The following is a 19,542-nucleotide window of genomic DNA, read 5'->3' on the forward strand; positions in this document are numbered from 1 at the left end:
GAGCTTGCTCCCGCTGGGCAGCGCAGCGGCCCCAAAAAATGGGCCTGCTACGCAGTCCAGCGGGAGCAAGCTCCCTCGCCACAACAGCTACGACGTCAGAGGGTTTTTTCGAAGATCTTCGAATTACGCTGATAGTTATACAACGACGCCCGCGCCGACGGCAGCCGGTCCACGCTGCTCGGCACGAACCCGCGCTCACGGAACCAGTGAGCGGTCCGGGTGGTGAGGACGAACAACGTGTTCAACCCTTGGGCACGGGCACGGGTTTCGATCCGTTCCAACAGTTCATCCCCGCGACCGCCATGACGGTATTCCGGGTTCACCGCCAGGCACGCCAGCTCCCCGGCATCCGAATCGGCAATCTGATACAGCGCCGCGCACGCGATGATCATGCCTTCGCGCTCAACCACGCTGAACTGCTCGATCTCACGCTCCAGCACTTCGCGGGAGCGACGCACCAGAATGCCCTGCTCTTCCAGCGGACTGATCAGGTCCAGCAACCCACCGACGTCTTCGATGGCCGCTTCGCGCACCACCTCGAATTGCTCCTGCGCCACCAGCGTACCGCCACCGTCACGGGTGAACAGTTCGGTCAGCAGCGCACCGTCTTCGACATAACTGACGATGTGGCTACGAGCCACGCCGCCACGGCAGGCTTCGGCGGCGGCATCCAGCAGCTCCGCCTGATAGTTGCTGCCCAGACGTTGCAGATGCGCCGGCACTTGTTGTGGACGCAGTTCGCGAACCAGCCGACCGTTTTCGTCGATCAAGCCCAGGTCGGCACCGAACAGCAGCAGTTTGTCCGCGCCCAGATCAATGGCGGCGCGGGTGGCGACGTCTTCGCACGCCAGGTTGAAGATCTCGCCCGTCGGCGAATAGCCCAACGGCGACAGCAGCACGATGGAGCGCTCGTCCAGCAGGCGGTTGATGCCCTTGCGGTCGACCCGGCGTACTTCGCCGGTGTGGTGGTAGTCGACGCCTTCGAGCACGCCGATGGGCCGGGCCGTCACGAGGTTGCCGCTGGCCACCCGCAGGCGCGAGCCCTGCATCGGCGACGAGGCCATGTCCATCGACAGGCGCGCCTCGATGGCGATGCGCAATTGGCCGACCGCATCGATCACGCACTCAAGGGTCGCGGCATCCGTGATGCGCATGCCGTGGTGGTAATGCGGGGTCAGGCCGCGTGCCGCGAGGCGGGTTTCGATTTGTGGTCGGGAGCCGTGAACCAGCACCAATCGCACGCCCAGGCTGTGCAGCAGCACCAGGTCATGGACGATATTGCCGAAGTTGGGGTGCTCCACGCCGTCGCCGGGCAGCATGACGACAAAAGTGCAATCGCGGTGGGCGTTGATGTAAGGCGAAGCGTGACGAAGCCAATTAACGTATTCGGGCATGAACCTGGGCCTGTAATAAATAGCAGCCAAAAAATGGGCGAAACTGAAAACGCACAGCGGGCTGATGGTTATCGTCGGAACAGGCTTGGCGACACGCGCGCTCTCCTCATGAATACGGGTTGGGACACTGGCAATTTATACGCTGCCCCCTGTAGGAGCGAGCTTGCTCGCGAAAATCGAACAAGCCACACATTTTCTTTGCCAGAACTACCATCGCGAGCGAGCTCGCTCCTACAGTGGCGTTTTGGCCGGTGTCAGGCAGTAATGTTCAATCAGCTGACGTAATAGATGCACCGTAGGCTGCAAACGTGACATTTCGAGGTATTCCCCGGGTTGGTGGGCGCAAGCGATATCGCCCGGGCCAAGCACCAGTGTTTCGCAGCCAAGGCGCTGAAGATAAGGCGCTTCGGTGCCGAACGCCACTGCTTCGGCTGGATGGCCGGTGAGCTTTTCGGCGATCCGGACCAATTCCGAGTCTTCGGCCTGCTCGAACGGCGGCACTTCAGGGAACAGCGGTGCATATTCGATTTTCACCTGATGCCGCTCGGCAATCGGGTTGAGCTTCTGCAAAATCGCTGCGCGCAGGGCTTTAGGGTCCATGCCCGGCAAAGGCCGCAGGTCGAATTCCAGTGAGCATTGGCCACAGATACGGTTGGGGTTGTCGCCGCCGTGAATGCAGCCGAAGTTCATGGTCGGCATCGGCACGCCGAACTGCGGATTACGGAATTCACGCTGCCACAGCAGGCGCAGGCCGCGCAGTTCGCCGATCGCGTCGTGCATCGCTTCAAGAGCGCTGTGCCCCAGGCGAGGGTCCGAGGAGTGGCCGCTCTGCCCGAGGATGTCGATGCGCTCCATCATGATGCCTTTGTGCATGCGGATCGGCTTGAGCCCGGTCGGCTCGCCGATCACCGCCGCGCGCCCCAACGGACGCCCGGCGGCGGCCAGCGCACGAGCGCCGGACATGGAGCTCTCTTCATCGCAGGTGGCCAGAATCAGCAGCGGTTGCTTGAACGGCTGGTCGAGCAAGGGTTTGACGGCCTCGATGGCCAGGGCGAAAAAGCCTTTCATGTCACAACTGCCCAGGCCCACCCAGCGGCCGTCGACTTCGGTGAGTGTCAACGGATCGGTCTGCCACAGCGCGCCATCGAACGGCACCGTGTCGCTGTGCCCCGCCAGCACCAGGCCACCCGGACCGGAACCGAAACTGGCCAGCAGGTTGAATTTGCCAGGGCTGACCTGCTGGATGTCGCAGGCAAAACCCAGGTCGCCGAGCCAAGTCGCCAGCAGGTCGATCACCGGGCGATTGGTCTGGTCGAGGCTGGGCTGGGTGCAACTGACGGACGGCGCAGCGATCAGCGCAGCGAACTGATCTTTCATGGACGGCAAAGGCATCGCTGACTCCAGGCTCCCGATTTGAAGTCCATCATAGAGCCATCCAGTGACAGGAATAAACCGTCGCGGCGCGTTGGGTGGACGAGTCCTGTACACTGCACGACCTTGGCAGCCACACATTCCCCCGGCTGCGCTCCCGATTCTGGATTTTCCGGCCATGCACAAAGAAACTGAAATCAAACTCCGCGTCAGCCGCGAAACCCTCGCCGCCCTGCGCGAGCACCCGCTCCTGAAAAAACGCAACAAAAGTGGCTGGGAACGCCGTGAGTTGATGAATCAATACTTCGACACGCCCGAGCGCGACCTGGCCCAGGCCAAGGTTGCCTTGCGCCTGCGCCGCGATGGCGAGCAAGTGATTCAGACGCTCAAGACTCGCGGCCAAAGTGTTGCCGGCCTGTCCGAACGCAACGAGTTCAACTGGGACCTGCCCAAGGCCAAGCTCGACATCAAAAAGCTCGATGGCGAGTGCTGGCCGGAGCAACTGGCCGATCTGGACAAAAAAACGCTGAAAGGGATTTTCACCACCGACTTCGTGCGTGAGTACGCCGAAATCGCCTGGGGCCGTGGCAAGACCAAAGTCGTGATTGAAGCCGCCCTGGACCTGGGTCACGTCATTGTCGGCAAACAGAAAGAAGAAATCTGCGAACTGGAACTGGAACTGCGCGAAGGCGATCCGGCCGCATTGCTGGAACTGGCCGCCGAACTGGCCGTGACGCTGCCCCTGATGCCGTGTGACATCAGCAAGGCCGAGCGCGGATACCGTTTGTACGACGCCAACAGCTACTCGCTGAGCCTGCCGGCGCCACAGATCACCGCCGAAACTCCGCTGGACGATGCGTTCGCCGCCCTGAGCTGGCACTTGCTGAGCAGCAGCCAGCGCCTGGCCGAGCAGTATCGCTTCAACGGCCACTGGCGCCTGTTGCTGGACTGGGTTGAAAACCTGGCGGAACTGCGCGCCCTGCTGAGCAGCCTCGGCCAGGCCGCACCGCGCCAGTCGACGCACGATCTGCGCCTGGCACTGGACGCCTTGCTCGAAGACTGGCGCCCGCTGGTACAAGCCGGTATCGAGGACGAAGACGTGCGCAAAGCCGCGCCCGAGCAGTTCCTCGAAGAGCTCGAAGACCCGCGCTGGGGCCTGTTCTCCCTGACCACTTCGCGCTGGTTGCTGGCCCGCACCTGGGCTGCCGATCGCAACGTACGCGGCAATCGTCAGGGCGCGGCGCAACTGGGCAGCTGGTTGCCGCGCCTGTTAGGCGAGGAAGCCACTTCGTTGCAATTGCAGCGCTACCAGCAACAGCCGGAAGACTTGGCCGAGCAACTGCCACGCATCGAGCGCATCCAGGCCTGGCTGCACCACGCCCGCCACGTGCTGGACATCCCGGAAATGGATCGCCTGTACGGCGAGTTGAAACAACTGGCACAACTGGCCAACGAGCCGATTACCGATGAATCGCTGGATGCCCGCAAGCAGCAGGCGATTGCGGTTTATCAGAATCGTGCCTGGAAAATGCTTCTGCGCATGTAACCCTGTGGCGAGGGAGCTTGCTCCCGCTGGACTGCGCAGCAGGCCCATTTTGGGGTCCGCTTCGCGGCCCAGCGGGAGCAAGCTCCCTCGCAACAAAAGCCATCTTTCAGCGCAGCACCGGCAAACTCGTCGTGGACTTGATCTCCGACAACGCCACAATCGAGTTCACTTCCTGAATCCCCGGCACCATCGACAGTTTCTCGAAGAAAAACCGCTCATACGCCTCGATGTCCGCCGTGACGATCCGCAGCAAAAAATCCACCGCCCCCATCAGCACATAACACTCCAGCACCTCGGGAAAACCGCGAATCGCCTCGGTGAATTCGGTGAAGTTCGAACGTCCATGGGCGTTGAGTTTGACCTCGGCAAAAATCTGCGTGTTCAGCCCGATCTTCTTGCGGTCCAGCAACGTGACCTGCGCGCGAATGATCCCCTCCTCCTTCATTCGCTGGATCCGCCGCCAGCAGGGCGACTGAGAAAGCCCCACCTGCTCGGCGATTTGAGCGCTGGACAGTGAAGCATCCTCTTGCAGCAACGCGAGAATCTTGCGGTCGTAGCCATCCAGCTCGCTGTGCATAAAATTACCTTTTACTTTGGCTTTACCGAATTAAGCGATTCGATAAATCGCTAATAAGCCCAATCATAGATAAGAAATGCCCCGCTCCGAATGTAAAAATTCCTCCAATGATTTTGGAGATGGACCATGCCGCATCTGGAAGCCGTACACACCCTGCCTACCCGCGCCGATGTCTGGAACGTCAGCAACGCTCACTGCCGTGTTCACTATCAATTATTGGCCGAGGTCGAGCCGGACCTGCTGTGCCGGGCGCTTAACCTCTTCGCGTTGCAATGCCTGACGCCGCAACAGGTCAACCTGCAGCGCATGGACGATTTGATGTCGATCGACATCGTCATCGACGGCCTCAGTTGGCACCGCGCGCAAGTGATCGCAGAAAAACTGCGTAACCTGATCGGCGTCTGCTCGGTGGAAGTGCAAGCCGCTGATTCTGCGTGGGTGGAACCGGCTCAGGCGGCGGGCTGAAAAAACTCGACACGGCTTCGTCGGGTAGTGGCCCAACGGTCTGCGGCTGCGCGACTATCCTTTGCGAACTGTTGTTCATGAGGAGCCCGCATGTCCGTTCAATTCGCCATTCAGGACCGCTGGCTGGATCTCAATGATTTGCTGCGTGAGTTGGTCGCCCAAGGCTTTATCAGCCAGGATTCGGCCGAGCACGCACTCAATGCCCGACGCCGACACGCCGCCAATGGCCAGATGCACCCGCTGGAGTTCATCGCCAGCCAACACCTGGACGACCTCAGCCGTCCCGGCAAACACCTCGACCTGGAAAGCCTGACCCTGTGGCTGTCGCAGCAGGCCGGCCAGCCGTACTTGCGCATCGATCCACTGAAAATCAACGTCGCGGCGATTACCCCGCTGATGTCCTACGCCTTCGCCCAACGGCACAAGATTCTCGCGGTCGCCATCGATCGCGATGCGGTCACCGTGGCCAGTGCCCAGCCTTACGTCAACGGTTGGGAAGCCGACCTGACCCACGTGTTGAAACTGCCGATCAAGCGCGTGGTGGCCAACCCGGTCGACATCCAGCGTTTCAGCGTGGAGTTCTTCCGCCTGGCCAAATCGGTCACCGGCGCCAACACCGCCGATCAACCGACGAACACCCTGGGCAACTTTGAACAGTTGCTCAACCTTGGCGCCAGCGACCAGGAACCCGACGCCAACGACGCGCACATCGTCAACATCGTCGACTGGCTGTTCCAATATGCGTTCCAGCAACGCGCCAGCGACATCCACATCGAACCCCGACGCGAACAAGGCACGGTGCGCTTCCGCATTGATGGTGTGTTGCACAACGTCTATCAATTCCCGCCGCAAGTGACCATGGCCATCGTCAGTCGCCTGAAAAGCCTGGGGCGAATGAACGTCGCGGAAAAACGCAAACCCCAGGACGGCCGGGTGAAGACCAAGACCCCGGACGGTGGCGAAGTCGAATTGCGGCTATCGACCTTGCCGACGGCATTCGGCGAAAAAATGGTCATGCGGATTTTCGATCCGGAAGTCCTGCTCAAGGATTTCGACCAGTTGGGTTTCTCCGCCGATGACCTGCGCCGCTGGCAAGACATGACCCGCCAGCCCAACGGCATCATCCTGGTGACCGGGCCGACCGGTTCGGGCAAGACCACCACGCTCTACACCACGCTCAAGAAACTGGCGACACCGGAGGTCAATCTCTGCACCATCGAAGACCCCATCGAGATGGTCGAACCGGCGTTCAACCAGATGCAGGTCCAGCACAACATCGACCTGACCTTCGCCGCCGGTGTGCGCGCGCTGATGCGGCAGGACCCGGACATCATCATGATCGGCGAGATCCGCGACCTCGAAACCGCAGAAATGGCCATCCAGGCGGCACTCACCGGTCACTTGGTGCTGTCGACGCTACACACCAACGATGCGCCGAGCGCGATCAGCCGCCTGCTGGAACTCGGCGTGCCGCATTACTTGATCAAAGCCACGGTCCTCGGCGTCATGGCGCAACGGCTGGTGCGCACCTTGTGCCCGCATTGCAAGGCGCCGCTGACCCTGGGGGAAGAAGACTGGCAAACCCTGACCAAGCCCTGGCAAGCACCGCTACCGACCAACGCCCAGCGCGCCATTGGTTGCCTGGAGTGTCGTGACACCGGCTATCGCGGCCGCGCCGGGGTGTACGAAATCATGCAGCTGACGGACGGGCTCAAGGCGCTGATCAATCCCGATACCGATTTGCTGGCGATCCGGCGCCAGGCGTTCAAGGAAGGCATGCGAAGTTTGCGGCTGTCGGGGGCACAGAAAGTTGCGGCCGGGGTGACGACCATCGAGGAGGTATTGCGAGTGACGCCGCAGAGCGAGCAGAAATGAAACCTATTGTGTCTCCTGATGATGCGGGACATGACTGAACAGTTCTTATCCCTGACCCGCGCCGCTACACTCCTGCGATCGCAACTTCATTGATCAACAGGGAATCGTTATGCAGATCGGTAGCGTGCTTTTGCTTTTTGTCGGCCTCGTGGTCGCCATTCTGTTCATGGGTTTCAAGGTAGTGCCGCAGGGTTATCAATGGACGGTCGAACGTTTCGGCCGCTACACCAATACCCTCAAGCCTGGCCTGAACATCATCATTCCGATCATGGATCGCATCGGTCGCAAGATTAACGTGATGGAAAGCGTGCTGGACATTCCGCCCCAGGAAGTCATCACCGCTGACAACGCCACGGTGCAGATCGACGCCGTGTGCTTCTTCCAGGTGGTCAACACCGCGCAGGCCGCCTATGAGGTGAACAACCTCGAACACGCTATCCGCAACCTGCTGCAAACCAATATCCGTACCGTGCTCGGCTCGATGGAACTGGACGCGATGCTCAGCCAGCGTGACGGGATTAACGAAAAACTGCTGCGCACCGTCGACGAAGCCACCGCGCCATGGGGCATCAAGATCACCCGGATCGAGATCAAGGACATCAGCCCTCCGGCCGATTTGATGGCCGCGATGTCGGGGCAAATGAAAGCCGAGCGGATCAAGCGTGCGCAGATCCTTGAAGCCGAAGGCCTGCGAGCGGCAGCGATCCTCACCGCCGAAGGCAAGAAACAGGCGCAGATCCTGGAGGCCGAAGGGGGTCGTCAGGCCGCGTTCCTCGAAGCCGAAGCCCGCGAACGACAAGCCGAGGCGGAAGCCCAGGCGACCAAAGTGGTATCCGAAGCCATCGCCGGTGGCAACGTACAAGCGGTGAACTACTTCGTTGCGCAGAAATACATCGATGCCTTGGGCAAGCTGGCGTCGGCCAACAACAGCAAAGTGATTCTGATGCCGCTCGAGGCGAGCTCGATGATCGGCGCAGTCGGCGGCATCGGCGAAATCGTCAAGGCCACGTTCGATAACAAGAAAGCCTGAGGCACGTTATGTGGGCATTTCTGCAGCATCTATCGTTCTGGGACTGGCTGGCATTGGGCACCCTGCTGCTGATTCTCGAAGTGTTCGGCGCCGGTGGCTACCTGCTTTGGATCGGCATGGCCGCTGCTGCCGTGGGTGTGCTGACTTACCTGGTGCCGGCCATGTCCTGGGAATTGCAGTTCCTGCTGTTCGGCCTGCTCTCTATCGCCACCGCCTTGTATTGGTGGCGGCGCCAGCGCAGTGCGGTGCGGGATAGTGATCAGCCGAACCTCAACCTGCGCGGCCAGGAACTGATCGGCAAAACCTTTGTGGTACATGAAGCGATTGTCGACGGGCGCGGCAAGATCAAGGTGGCCGACGGTGTGTGGATGGCCCGTGGGCCGGACGCGGCAACCGGCAGCCGGGTTCGGGTGATCGGGCAGCAAGGTGCGATTTTGCTGGTCGAAACGGCTGACTGAGGGGCAAGGGAACTGGATTGGGGGGTTGGCAATCAAACGCCGTAGTTAACCCAGTGGAGTCACCCCTCATGCGTTTCAAACTTGCTGTCGCTACCATCGCCCTGTTGTCCCTTCCCGTCGGTTCGGCGATGGCCGATAGCTTTTGGCGTAACGTCATTTCCTCCGGTGCCACCACCGGTTCGACCTACCTGACCTTCAAGGATCATAAATTGATCCTCGCCGCCCAGGACGATGCGGGCAGTTTTGTTGCCAGTGACGGCGGCATCCGCGGCCCTTACCTGGAAGCCGCCATGCAGAAAGTCCGCGCCGACAACCCGGGCCTAAAGGCCACGGATATGGAACTGGCGAATGCGATCCTGGCGAAGAATGCCGTGGCTTCGGAATAAGCTTCCCGCAAAACAGAAATGCCGCTCACATGAGCGGCATTTTTATGCCCGACCCAAAACCCTGTAGGAGCGAGCCTTTGTGGCGAGGGAGATTGCTCCCGCTGGGTCGCGGAGCGGCCCCAAACGCTTTGCGACTGCTTCGCAGCCGAGCGGGAGCAAGCTCCCTCACCACAAAAAGCCCACCCCCACAGGGTTTTGTGTTGCCACTAAATCAGCGGTAATCGTCCACCGGCACACACGCGCAAAACAGATTCCGGTCGCCGTAAACGTTATCCACCCGATTCACCACCGGCCAATATTTATGCGCCTTGGTGTGAGCGTCCGGCGTCACCGCCTGTTCGATGCTGTAAGGCCGCTCCCAGACCCCGGTGATGTCAGCCAGTGTGTGCGGCGCGCGTTTCAACGGGTTGTCTTCGGCCGGCCAGGTGCCGTCCTGCACTTCGGTGATTTCCGCGCGAATGCTCAGCATCGCCCCGATGAACCGGTCCAGCTCAGCCTTCGATTCACTCTCGGTCGGCTCGACCATCAAGGTTCCGGGCACGGGGAACGACATGGTCGGCGCATGGAAGCCGTAATCCATCAAACGCTTGGCGACGTCTTCTTCGCTGATCCCGGTCAGCGCCTTCAGCGGCCGCAGGTCGAGAATGCATTCGTGGGCCACGCGTTCGTTACGCCCGGTGTAGAGCACTGGAAACGCGCCGGACAAATGCTGCGCCAGGTAATTCGCGGCGAGGATGGCTACTTCGCTGGCGTCTGCCAGTTGCGGCCCCATCATGGCGATGTACATCCAGCTGATTGGCAGAATGCTCGCGCTGCCCCAAGGCGCCGCGCTGACAGCGCCGTTTTGCGCCAATGGCCCTTCAATGGGCACTACCGGGTGATTGGCCACGAACGGCGCCAGATGCGCCCGCACGCCAATCGGCCCCATGCCCGGCCCACCGCCGCCATGGGGAATGCAGAACGTCTTGTGCAAATTCATGTGCGACACGTCGGCGCCAATGTCTGCCGGCCGCGCCAGCCCGACTTGCGCATTGAGGTTGGCGCCATCCATGTACACCTGGCCGCCATGGTGGTGAATCACCTCACAGATTTCGCTGATGCCTTCCTCATAGACGCCGTGGGTCGAGGGATATGTCGCCATCAGGCAAGCGAGTTTGTCCCCGGCCTCCGCGGCTTTGCCTTTGAGGTCCTCCAGATCGACGTTGCCCGCTTCGTCGCACTCGACGATGACCACGCGCATGCCGGCCATTTGCGCCGAAGCCGGGTTGGTGCCATGGGCCGAAGACGGAATCAGGCAGATGTCCCTGGCGCCCTGGTGGCGGCTTTCGTGATATTTACGGATCGCCAGCAACCCGGCGTACTCACCTTGGGCGCCGGAGTTGGGTTGCATGCAGATCGCGTCGAAACCGGTAATCGCGCAGAGCCAGCGCTCCAGTTCCTCGATCATCAACGCATAACCGACGGCCTGCTCTTTCGGCACAAACGGATGCAGGTTGGCGAATTGGGGCCAGGTGATGGGGATCATTTCGCTGGTGGCGTTGAGTTTCATGGTGCAGGAGCCCAGCGGAATCATGGACTGGTTCAGCGCCAGATCCTTGTTCTCCAGCTGCTTGAGGTAGCGCAGCATCTCGGTTTCGCTGTGATGGGTGCTGAAGACCGGATGCCGCAGACAAGACGTGGTTCGCAGCAACCCCTCAGGAATACCGGAAGGCAGGTTTTCAGCATCCAGTTCAGCGACGTTGAGCCCATGATCGCTGCCGAGAAATACATCGAACAAGGTCGCCACGGTGCTTTCATCACAGGTTTCGTCCAGGCTCAGCCCCAGTTGCCCGCGCCCGAGTATGCGCAAGTTGATCCGGGCAGACTGGGCGCTTTCTATGATCGCTGTCTGCGTGCCACCCACCTCCAGCGTCAGCGTGTCGAAAAAGTGCTGGTTGAGGCGGGTGATGCCGTGTCGCTCCAGGCCTGCGGCGAGGATGCAGGTCAGCCGATGCACGCGCTGGGCAATCTGCTTGAGCCCTTCCGGACCGTGATAGACCGCGTAGAAGCTGGCGATGTTGGCCAGCAGCACTTGCGCGGTGCAGATGTTCGAGTTGGCCTTCTCCCGGCGAATATGCTGCTCGCGGGTTTGCAGGGCCATGCGCAACGCGGTGTTGCCACGCGCATCTTTGGATACGCCGATAATTCGTCCGGGAATCGCCCGTTTGTATTCATCGCGGCTGGCAAAAAACGCCGCGTGCGGGCCCCCGTAGCCCATCGGCACGCCAAATCGCTGGGACGAACCGAACACCACGTCGGCGCCCAATTCTCCCGGCGGGGTCAGCAACAGCAAACTCAACAGATCCGTCGCAACACAGGCCAGCGCCTGCTGGGCGTGCAGATGATCGACCAACGGCCGCAGGTCGTGAATCTCGCCATGGGTGTCGGGGTATTGCAGCAGCGCGCCAAACACCTGGTGTTGCTTCAAGTTATCCACAGCATCGACGATCAGCTCGAAGCCAAACCCTTCAGCCCGGGTCTGCACCACTGAAATGGTCTGTGGATGGCAATTCTTATCGACAAAAAACAGGTTGCTCTTCGATTTGGCCACGCGCTTGGCCAGCGCCATGGCTTCCGCCGCTGCGGTGGCTTCGTCCAGTAACGACGCGTTGGCCAGTTCCAGGCCCGTCAGGTCGATGGTCAATTGCTGAAAATTCAGCAAGGCTTCCAGTCGGCCTTGAGCTATTTCGGGCTGATACGGCGTGTACGCGGTGTACCACCCGGGGTTTTCCAGCACATTGCGCAGAATGACCGCCGGCGTGAGCGTGCCGTGATAACCCATGCCGATCAGACTGGTCCAGACCTGGTTCTGCTCGGCGTAACCGCGAAGCTTGGCCAGCGCAGCGACTTCGTCGAGGGCGGGCGGCAGATCGAGCGCCCTGTTCAGGCGGATTCCCGGTGGCACCGTCTGCTCGATCAACTCGACCCGGCTGCCAAGGCCGAGGCTGTCGAGCATCGCCTGCTGTTCGGCGGCATCGGGCCCGAGGTGGCGGCGAAGGAAGGCATTGGGGTCGCGTAACTGGCTCAGGGACGGCAACTGGGACATGACGGGCTCTCTCTTGACTGGCGCTCAACGTCGATGCAACACGGTCAAAACAGCATAGCAGTCGATACCCGAGCGGATGACGTGGCGCCGTCGCTCGATCCGGCTCATCATATTCGCCGCCTCCATAACGTCCGCAATCAGGTGTCTACTGTTTATGAGCCAACTGCCATTTCTGCCGTTTTCCAAACCTGTCATCGACGAAGCCACGATTGCGGCGGTCGGTGATGTATTGCGTTCGGGCTGGATCACCAGCGGCCCCAAGGTCCAGGCCTTTGAAGCGCAACTCTCGGAGTTTTTCGGCGGGCGCCCGGTGCGCACGTTCAATTCCGGCACCTGCACCATGGAAATTGCCCTGCGCATCGCGGGCATCGGGCCGGGAGACGAAGTCATTACCACGCCCATTTCCTGGGTTGCCACCGCCAACGTGATTCTCGAAGTGGGCGCGACGCCCGTGTTTGCCGACATCGACCCGATCACCCGCAACATCGATCTGGACCAACTGGAAGCTGCGATCACCCCACGCACCAAGGCAATCATTCCGGTGTACCTCGCCGGTTTGCCAGTGGATATGGGCCGGTTGTATGGCATTGCCAAAAAGCACGGCCTGCGGGTCGTCGAAGATGCCGCGCAAGCCTTGGGATCGAGCTGGAACGGCCAGCGTATCGGCGCAACCGGCGACTTCGTGTCGTTTAGTTTTCAGGCAAACAAGAACGTCACCTCATCGGAGGGCGGTTGCCTGGTGCTGAACACGCCGGAAGAGGTGCGACTGGCGGAGAAGTACCGTTTGCAGGGCGTCACCCGCAGCGGTTTCGATGGTCTGGACGTGGATGTGCTGGGCGGCAAGTTCAACATGACCGACGTGGCAGCGGCCATTGGCCTGGGGCAATTTGCTCACATCGAGGCGATTACGGCTCATCGTCGTGAGCTGGCCAAGCATTATTTCGCCTGTTTCGGTGAGGATTTCCAAGCGCAGTACGGGGCCCAATTGCCCCCGGCGGATTTCGAAAACAGCAACTGGCATTTATTCCAACTGGTGCTGCCTGAACGCCACGACGGCCAACCGGCACGGGCCACGTTCATGGAGCAGATGCAGGCATTGGGCGTCGGCATCGGCTATCACTACCCGCCGATCCACTTGCTGAGTCTTTACCGCGAGCGCGGTTTCAAGGAAGGCATGTTCCCGGTGGCGGAACGTGTTGGTCGCTTGATTGTTTCGTTGCCGATGTTTACGGCCATGAGCAAAGCGGATGTCGAGCGGTCGGTGACGGCAGTCAAAGCTGTTCTGCAGCCTTAAACCTGTGGGAGTGAGCCTGCTCGCGATAGCGGTGTGTCAGGTATATAAATGTTTACTGACACACCGCTATCGCGAGCAGGCTCACTCCTACATGGATTTCGCAGAGCGGAGATTACTCGCCGATAGCCGCTTTGTAGCCAGCCGCGTCGAGCAGCTTGTCCAGCTCAGCGGGGTTGCTTGGCTTCAGTTTGAAAATCCAGGCACCGTATGGATCGGTGTTAAGCGACTCAGGCGCACCGCCCAGTTCTTCGTTGATCGCAATCACTTCACCGGATACCGGGGAGTAAATGTCGGACGCGGCTTTAACAGACTCAACGACCCCGGATTGATCACCGGCGGCGAAGACTTTTCCAACTTCGGTCAGCTCGACAAACACCACATCACCCAGCGCTTCCTGCGCGTGGTCGCTGATGCCCACGGTGACGGTGCCATCAGCTTCCAGACGGGCCCATTCGTGACTTTCGGCAAAACGCAGGCCGGCAGGGATATCGCTCATGTTCTGTGTCCTCAAGAAAATTGTCAGCGGTCGTTGCCCGCCAGAAAAGGTTAGATCAAGGTTTTGCCATGGCGTACGAAGGTCGGTTTGACCACTCGGACCGGGTACCACTTGCCACGGATTTCCACTTCTGCGCGGTCGGCAGTCGCCATCGGCACGCGCGCCAGTGCAATCGACTTGCTAAGCGTAGGAGAGAAACTACCACTGGTGATCTCCCCTTCGCCAACATTGGCGATGCGGACCACTTGATGAGCGCGCAAAACCCCTCGCTCCTCAAGGACCAGACCGACCAGTTTATGCTGTACGCCACCCGCACGCTCGGCCTCGAGCGCCGTACGCCCGATGAACTGGCGAGTCGCCGGCTCCCAGGCAATGCTCCAGGCCATGTTGGAGGCCAGCGGCGAAACGTCTTGATTGATGTCCTGACCGTAGAGGTTCATGCCGGCTTCGACGCGCAGGGTATCGCGCGCACCAAGGCCGATCGGCGAGATGCCCGCCCCTACCAGATCGTTGAAGAAACCTGGCGCCTGATTGGCCGGGAGAATGATCTCCAGGCCGTCTTCGCCGGTGTAACCGGTGCGCGCGATGAACCAGTCGCCATCGGGCTGGCCTTCGAAGGGTTTGAGCAACTGGATCAGATTGCCGCGGGACTGGGTCACCAGTTCGCAGATCTTGTGCCGGGCATGCGGGCCTTGAATGGCCAGCATGGCCAACTCTGAACGCTCGTTGAGCTGCACATCGAAGCCATCGAGATGCGCCTGCATCCACGCCAGGTCCTGATCGCGCGTGGAGGCATTGACCACCAGGCGATAACCCTCATCCAGGCGATAGACAATCATGTCGTCGACGATGCCGCCGTGCTCATTGAGCATGGTGCTGTACAAGGCACGGCCGCTGCTGTGCAGGCGTTCGACGTCATTGGCCAGCAAATGCTGCAGCCAGGCTTTGGCCTGAGTGCCACCGACATCGATCACGGTCATATGGGATACATCGAAAACCCCGCAATCGCGGCGCACCTGATGGTGTTCCTCGACCTGCGAGCCGTAATGCAGAGGCATATCCCAACCGCCAAAATCGACCATCTTCGCGCCAAGGGCGAGATGAAGGTCATACAGAGGCGTACGCTGTCCCATGGGTTTCTCCTTCCGGGCGTGGCGAAGGTGCGGACAGGTGCTGCACCAGAGGAAAGCCTTGTAATAGAGGGCTTTCAACCGATTTCAGCTACCGGGTCCGTAGGACGGACCGCACCGAATGCCGCGCATTGTAGCCTCAAGGTGTAGGACTGGCACCTAGGCGTTTCGATGCGCCGAACGTCGGATCAATCCGATGACCGGTAACAGCCCGACCAAAACCAGGGTCAGGGCCGGCAGCGACGCCCTCGCCCACTCGCCTTCGCTGGTCATTTCAAAGATGCGCACCGCCAGCGTGTCCCAACCAAACGGGCGCATCAGAAGGGTCGCGGGCATTTCCTTGAGTACATCGACAAACACCAGCAACGCAGCGCTCAGTGTGCCGGGCAGCAATAACGGTAGATACACTTTGAAAAACAGTCGTGGCCCACTGACGCCAAGACTACGTGCCGCTTCGGGCAAAGATGGCCGTATTCGCGCCAGACAGCTTTCCAGTGGCCCATAAGCGACCGCAATGAAACGGACGAGGTAAGCCAGCAACAGCGCCGACAGGCTACCCAGCAGCAACGGCTTGCCGGCGCCGCCGAGCCAGCCCGACAGTGGAATGACCCACTCGCGGTCCAGATAACTGAACGCCAGCATGATCGACACCGCCAGCACCGAACCGGGCAATGCGTAGCCAAGATTGGCCAGGCTCACGCCGGAACGGATGGCCCGGGTCGGCGCTAGTCGTCGGGCAAACGCCAATACCAGGGCGACGCTGACCGTGATCAACGCCGCCATGGCGCCCAGGTACAAGGTATGGACGATCAGGCCGGTGTAACGCTCATCCAGATCGAAGCGCCCCCGCTGCCAGAACCACACCATCAGTTGCAGCATCGGAATGACGAAGGCGCAGGCGAATACCAGACCACACCAACTCATCGCCGCCAGCGCTTTAACGCCACGCAGGTGGTACAGCGCCTTGACCCGCGGGCGCTCGCTGCTGGTGCGGTTGGCGCCGCGAGCACGACGCTCGCCGTACAACACCAGCATCACCACCAGCAGCAACAGGCTGGCCAGTTGTGCGGCGGTTGAAAGGCTGAAGAACCCGTACCAGGTTTTGTAGATCGCCGTGGTGAACGTGTCGAAATTGAACACCGACACCGCTCCGAAGTCCGCCAGGGTTTCCATCAGCGCCAACGCCACGCCCGCGCCGATGGCCGGCCGCGCCATCGGCAATGCCACGCGCCAGAACGCCTGCCACGGGGTTTGTCCGAGGACCCGCGCAGCTTCCATCAGGCCTTTGCCCTGAGCCAGGAACGCCGTGCGCGCCAACAGGTAAACGTAGGGATAAAAGACCAGCACCAGAACCAGAATGACGCCGCCGGTGGAACGCACTCGTGGCAGCCGCAGCCCCGTGCCGAACCACTCGCGCATCAGGGATTGCACTGGGCCGGCAAAATCCAGCAGGCCGACAAAGACGAATGCCAGCACATAGGCGGGTATCGCAAACGGCAGCATCAGCGCCCAATCCAGCCAGCGGCGGCCGGGGAACTCGCAAAGGCTGGTGAGCCAGGCGAGGCTGACGCCCAGTAGCGTCACGCCGACACCGACACCCAGCACCAGGGTCAGGGTGTTGCCCAGCAGGCGTGGCATTTGGGTGTCCCAGAGGTGGGACCAGATTTGATGATCGATGGTTTGCCAGGAGAGCAGCAGAACGCTCAGTGGCAACAGGACCAAAGCAGCGATGGCGAAGACCAGGGGATACCAGCGGCGTTGGGCGGGATGGGCCAAGAAAATTCTCTAAAAATGTGGGCTGTTGGAGATCGTTGGTCAGCCCATTTTGTGGCGAGGGAGCTTGCTCCCGTTCGGGTGCGCAGCAGCCGTAATGGGTTACCAGATCAGTTCGATTTTGGTCAGCCTGCCGCTATGAGGGCCGCTTCGCAGCCCAGCGGGAGCAAGCTCCCTCGCCACAGGGGAGCCCACTTGTCACGTTGGGGTTAGTTCCAACCCGCCCGATCCATCATGCGGATCGCTTCGGCCTGACGCTTGCCAGCAATTTCCACCGGCAATGTATCGGCCACGAATTTGCCCCAGCTCGCCACTTCAGCGGACGGCTGAACGGCCGGGTTGGCCGGGAACTCCTGGTTCACGTCCGCGAAAATTTTCTGCGCCTCTGGCGTGGTCATCCACTCGATCAACGCCTTGGCCGCTTCCGGGTGCGGCGCGTGTTTGGTCAGGCCGATACCCGACAGGTTGACGTGTACGCCCCGGTCGCCCTGATTCGGCCAGAACAGCTTCACGCCCAGATCAGGTTTCTGCTTGTGCAAGCGGCCGTAGTAGTAAGTGTTGACGATGCCGACGTCGCACTGGCCCGCGTTGATCGCTTCCAGCACCGCGATGTCGTCGGAGAACACATCGGTGGACAGGTTACTCACCCAGCCCTTGAGGATCTGCTCGGTTTTGTCGGCGCCATGCACTTCGATCATGGTGGCGGTCAGGGACTGGTTGTAGACCTTCTTCGCCGTGCGCAGGCACAGGCGGCCTTCCCAGTTCTTGTTGGCCAGCCCTTCATAAGTGGTCAGCTCGCCCGGTTTCACCCGGTCAGTGGAGTAGGCGATGGTCCGCGCGCGCAGGCTGAGGCCGGTCCAGGCGTGGGAGGATGAGCGGTATTGCAGCGGGATATTGGCGTCGATGGTTTTCGAGGTGAACGGCTGCAGGATGCCCATTTGCTCGGCCTGCCACAGGTTGCCGGCATCGACGGTCAGCAACAGGTCGGCGGTGGCGTTCTCGCCCTCGGCCTTGATGCGCTGCATCAGCGGCGCTTCCTTGTCGGTGATGAACTTGATCTGGACGCCGGTTTTCGCGGTGTAAGCGTCGAAGACCGGTTTGATCAGTTCGTCGATACGCGAAGAGTAAACCACCACCTCGTCGGCGGCCTGGGCGGCGGTGATGCCTGTCAGGGTCAGGGCGAGTGCGGTCAGTAGACGCTTCGGTGCCAACATGGGAGCGATCTCTCGATTGGAAAAAGTGAGGGCCAAATGATAAGGACTCACATTTAGCTTCTCAATCGAACAGTTCGCGGGTGAGTTACCAGATGTTGCATGGTTTGAGAGATGTAGTGGATGTACCGGCCCTTTCGCGGGCAAGCCTCGCTCCTACAGGGTGTATGCAGTTCCTGTAGGAGCGAGGCTTGCCCGCGAAGAGGCCAGTAGCCCCAGTGAAGATGTCAGGCCTTGGCCAGCGCGGGCAAATCCCCGGTCAACCCCAACGCTTCACGCACGAACAAGGCCTTGGCCTCCGGCATCTGCTCGACCATCTTCAGCCCGGCATTGCGCAACCAGCGCACTGGCAGCGGATCGGCCTGGAACAAGCGCTCGAACCCTTCCATCGCCGCCATCAACGCCAGGTTATGCGGCATCCGACGGCGCTCGTAACGGCTCAGGACTTTCACATCCGCCAGGCGCTCGCCCCGCTCAGCCGCTTGCAACAGCACTTCGGCCAGCACTGCAGCATCGAGAAAGCCGAGGTTCACACCCTGCCCGGCCAGCGGGTGGATGGTGTGGGCCGCATCGCCAATCAGCGCCAGCCCTTCTGCGACATAACGCTTGGCATGACGCTGACGCAGCGGCACACACAGACGCGGGTCGGCGCTTGAAACCGTACCGAGCCGGCCTTCGAAGGCCCGCTCCAGTTCCTTGCAGAAGCCTTCGTCGTCCAGCGCCATCAGACGTTCTGCTTCGCTTGGGGTGGTCGACCAGACGATCGAACACCAATCCTGCTGGCCATCCCGCTCCAGCGGCAGAAACGCCAGCGGCCCGTTGTCGGTAAAGCGTTGCCAGGCTGTCATCTGGTGAGGTTTTGAACTGCGCACACTGGTGACGATGGCATGGTGCAGATAGTCCCACTCGCGAGTCGCCACGCCGGTCAGGCGCCGCACGGCCGAATTGGCGCCGTCCGCCGCGATCACCAGCGGCGCGCGCAAGGTCCGGCCATCGGCCAGGGTCAGCAGCCAGTCATCGCCGGAGCGACGCATCTGCTCCAGCCGCGCGTTGGCCAGCATTCCCAGATCGCAATCGTGCAAGCGGTCGAGCAAGGCGTCCTGGACCACACGGTTTTCGACGATGTGGCCGAGCACGTCGGCATGCACGCTGGCCGCCGAGAAATGGATCTGCCCGGTACCGCTGCCGTCCCAGACATGCATGTCGGTGTACGGACTGCTGCGCCGGCTGGCGATGCCTTCCCAGACGCCCAAACGCTCGAGAATCCGCTGGCTGGCAGCCGACAAGGCGCTGACCCGCGGCTCGAATGGCGCTTGCCCGTCAAAGGGTTTGACGCTCAGGGGGCTGCCGTCCAGCAGCAGGACTTCCAGCCCGCTGTCCTGCAACGCCAGCGCCAGGGCGCTGCCGACCATTCCGGCCCCGACAATCAGCAGATCTGCGCGCATTTCCAT

16 protein-coding genes are annotated in these 19,542 nt (G+C 61.1%); 7 read left to right on the forward strand and 9 right to left on the reverse strand.

Annotated features, from left to right (window positions below):
* Window positions 1-95: 95 nt before the first annotated feature.
* Both argA and argE read right to left on the reverse strand, forming a co-directional pair.
* A complete protein-coding gene (gene argA, locus EJA72_RS15625; protein ID WP_157712330.1) occupies window positions 96-1,394 on the reverse strand; it encodes an amino-acid N-acetyltransferase in 1,299 nt (432 codons plus the stop codon).
* A gap of 231 nt (window positions 1,395-1,625) precedes the next feature.
* Window positions 1,626-2,786, reverse strand: a complete 1,161-nt coding sequence (gene argE / locus EJA72_RS15630; protein ID WP_157712331.1) for an acetylornithine deacetylase — start codon at window positions 2,784-2,786, stop codon at window positions 1,626-1,628.
* Window positions 2,787-2,943: 157 nt separating this feature from the next.
* Here argE and EJA72_RS15635 point away from each other — a divergent pair, with 157 nt between their 5' ends.
* Window positions 2,944-4,311, forward strand: coding sequence for an inorganic triphosphatase (locus EJA72_RS15635; RefSeq protein ID WP_157712332.1), 1,368 nt, complete (start codon window positions 2,944-2,946; stop codon window positions 4,309-4,311).
* A gap of 106 nt (window positions 4,312-4,417) precedes the next feature.
* Here the strand turns inward: EJA72_RS15635 and EJA72_RS15640 are convergent, their stop codons facing one another.
* The gene (locus tag EJA72_RS15640) at window positions 4,418-4,888 is read right to left on the reverse strand and encodes an Lrp/AsnC family transcriptional regulator (protein WP_157712333.1); all 471 of its coding nucleotides are present in this window, start codon (window positions 4,886-4,888) and stop codon (window positions 4,418-4,420) included.
* Window positions 4,889-5,014: 126 nt separating this feature from the next.
* Between EJA72_RS15640 and EJA72_RS15645 the strand changes: the two genes are divergently transcribed.
* From EJA72_RS15645 to EJA72_RS15665, 5 genes are all read left to right on the forward strand, one after another.
* The gene (locus EJA72_RS15645) at window positions 5,015-5,353 is read left to right on the forward strand and encodes a hypothetical protein (protein WP_157712334.1); all 339 of its coding nucleotides are present in this window, start codon (window positions 5,015-5,017) and stop codon (window positions 5,351-5,353) included.
* Window positions 5,354-5,443: 90 nt separating this feature from the next.
* Window positions 5,444-7,228 (forward strand): GspE/PulE family protein, encoded by a 1,785-nt coding sequence (locus EJA72_RS15650; RefSeq protein WP_157712335.1) that lies wholly within the window; start codon window positions 5,444-5,446, stop codon window positions 7,226-7,228.
* A 109-nt stretch (window positions 7,229-7,337) separates the two neighbouring features.
* A complete protein-coding gene (locus EJA72_RS15655) occupies window positions 7,338-8,258 on the forward strand; it encodes an SPFH domain-containing protein (RefSeq protein WP_157712336.1) in 921 nt (306 codons plus the stop codon).
* An 8-nt stretch (window positions 8,259-8,266) separates the two neighbouring features.
* Window positions 8,267-8,716, forward strand: a complete 450-nt coding sequence (locus EJA72_RS15660; protein ID WP_157712337.1) for an NfeD family protein — start codon at window positions 8,267-8,269, stop codon at window positions 8,714-8,716.
* A 68-nt stretch (window positions 8,717-8,784) separates the two neighbouring features.
* Entirely contained in the window at window positions 8,785-9,102 is a 318-nt protein-coding gene (locus EJA72_RS15665; protein ID WP_157712338.1) for a DUF2388 domain-containing protein, read from the forward strand.
* A 211-nt stretch (window positions 9,103-9,313) separates the two neighbouring features.
* Here the strand turns inward: EJA72_RS15665 and gcvP are convergent, their stop codons facing one another.
* Window positions 9,314-12,187, reverse strand: a complete 2,874-nt coding sequence (gene gcvP, locus EJA72_RS15670) for an aminomethyl-transferring glycine dehydrogenase (RefSeq protein WP_157712339.1) — start codon at window positions 12,185-12,187, stop codon at window positions 9,314-9,316.
* 154 nt (window positions 12,188-12,341) lie between these two features.
* On the opposite strand from gcvP, the gene EJA72_RS15675 reads away from it, so the two are divergent.
* A complete protein-coding gene (locus EJA72_RS15675) occupies window positions 12,342-13,481 on the forward strand; it encodes a DegT/DnrJ/EryC1/StrS aminotransferase family protein (protein WP_157712340.1) in 1,140 nt (379 codons plus the stop codon).
* A 112-nt stretch (window positions 13,482-13,593) separates the two neighbouring features.
* Here EJA72_RS15675 and gcvH read toward each other — a convergent pair whose 3' ends face one another.
* From gcvH to EJA72_RS15700, 5 genes are all read right to left on the reverse strand, one after another.
* Window positions 13,594-13,977, reverse strand: a complete 384-nt coding sequence (gene gcvH / locus EJA72_RS15680) for a glycine cleavage system protein GcvH (protein WP_157712341.1) — start codon at window positions 13,975-13,977, stop codon at window positions 13,594-13,596.
* Window positions 13,978-14,027: 50 nt separating this feature from the next.
* The gene (gcvT, locus tag EJA72_RS15685) at window positions 14,028-15,110 is read right to left on the reverse strand and encodes a glycine cleavage system aminomethyltransferase GcvT (RefSeq protein WP_157712342.1); all 1,083 of its coding nucleotides are present in this window, start codon (window positions 15,108-15,110) and stop codon (window positions 14,028-14,030) included.
* A gap of 156 nt (window positions 15,111-15,266) precedes the next feature.
* A complete protein-coding gene (locus EJA72_RS15690; RefSeq protein ID WP_157712343.1) occupies window positions 15,267-16,883 on the reverse strand; it encodes an iron ABC transporter permease in 1,617 nt (538 codons plus the stop codon).
* Window positions 16,884-17,089: 206 nt separating this feature from the next.
* Entirely contained in the window at window positions 17,090-18,094 is a 1,005-nt protein-coding gene (locus tag EJA72_RS15695; RefSeq protein WP_157712344.1) for an extracellular solute-binding protein, read from the reverse strand.
* Window positions 18,095-18,318: 224 nt separating this feature from the next.
* Entirely contained in the window at window positions 18,319-19,536 is a 1,218-nt protein-coding gene (locus EJA72_RS15700; protein WP_178129388.1) for a 2-octaprenyl-3-methyl-6-methoxy-1,4-benzoquinol hydroxylase, read from the reverse strand.
* Between the last annotated feature and the right edge of the window lie 6 nt (window positions 19,537-19,542).

This window comes from Pseudomonas sp. PB120 (assembly GCF_009761815.1).
Taxonomy (GTDB): domain Bacteria; phylum Pseudomonadota; class Gammaproteobacteria; order Pseudomonadales; family Pseudomonadaceae; genus Aquipseudomonas.